This window comes from Patescibacteria group bacterium (assembly GCA_028692545.1).
In the GTDB taxonomy this organism is placed as follows: Bacteria; Patescibacteriota; Patescibacteriia; order UBA1558; family S5-K13; genus STD2-204.
The window spans coordinates 49,726-51,219 of sequence record JAQUXC010000008.1 but is presented as its reverse complement, the minus strand read 5'-3'; the positions used below and the strand labels follow the sequence as shown (position 1 = coordinate 51,219).

Genomic DNA, 1,494 nt, shown 5'->3' with positions numbered 1-1,494 from the left:
GCTCTATGACCTATTGATAACATATCTAATACATCATCATAGAATAGATTTCCGTTATCTTGTGTAAGTCCTGATGCACCTTGGAATACTATTGATCCAGTTGTAAATCCTGGATTAATATTTCCTGTAATTTCTATTGTTGGTGCATACAATCCAATTTTTTGATTTGCTGTCAATAAAATATTAGAACTATTTGTATCACCATTTGCCGTTAAGATTACATCTCCACCAACAGAATTATTTTCTAAACTTATATTTCCATCCCCAGTACTTGGAACATTTAATCTAATTCCAGATGTGGCTGTTAGCCTAACCATACTTTCTGACTCCAACAATGTATTACCTCCTCCAAATGTTTTTACTCTAACAGACTGATCATAGTCTGCTGTAAAATTCATTATACTTTGATCACTTGAAATAACTTGTATTCCATCAACATATAATGAATGAGGACCCAAATATAATTCGTCTGTCCAAATTTCACTAAACTGGTGAGTAGCATCTCCTATTTTTCTAGTTGACACATAACCAGTAGCACCCGTCATTTCAGGAATTAAATTTCCAGCTATTTGCATATTTCCAAACAAATCAAATGCATAAGTAGATGATAGAGAATTTGTACCAATACCAACACTACCAGAACTATAATAAATGCCAGTACTAGTTGTAATCCATTGAGAACCAATATATGGTGAACCATTTACATATAAATTAGTTGCATTTATTGTTCCATCTACATCAAGTGCAAATCTAGGCGTTGTTGTTCCAATACCTACTCTATTATTTATACTATCTACAAATAATGTATCTGTATCAACAGCTAATCCATTTATAATTGTTGTAGTAGAAAATGTTGCTACCCCTAACGATGTTATTGTTGCAAATCCTCCAACTGATATATCACCCGTAAAGGAAGATCCCGATAAAAGTGCATATCCTTCTAATGAATGATCACCCCAATTGTATGCAGTGTTCCAGTTTGAATAATTTAGACTTACTATGTCTGAATATGTTGTCCAGTATGTTGATGATGCAGTAAGTGGAATTGAATAGAGACCATCTAATGAGAAGACACCTGTTCCACTATTGTATGTTAATCCTTGTATTGTTTCTGAAATAGATTGTCTTGATCTTGCTTCTGTGAAATATTGATTTACTAATCCTTCATCTAATCCATCAGTTGTAGTAGCATACCAATCTGGTAATGTTAAATAATTTGCTAATGTGCTCGTTGCATATGCTGATGTAATATATCCTGCATCATTAGTCCATTGTGAAATGTTTGATGATGCAAAATTTGAAACTGTTAAACTTGTTGATGCAGAGTTCCATATTGGATCTGACTCTACTGTTAGATATCCTACACTTGAATGATCACCCCAATTGTATGCAGTGTTCCAGTTTGAATAATTTAGACTTACTATGTCTGAATATGTTGTCCAGTATGTTGATGATGCAGTAAGTGGAATTGAATAGAGACCATCTAATGAGAAG

General features: G+C 33.3%; 1 protein-coding gene. It reads right to left on the bottom strand.

Annotation, left to right across the window (positions count from 1 at the left end; genetic code table 11):
• Positions 1-1,494: hypothetical protein (locus PHZ07_03885; GenBank protein MDD3284706.1), on the bottom strand; the 1,494-nt coding region annotated here is incomplete at both ends.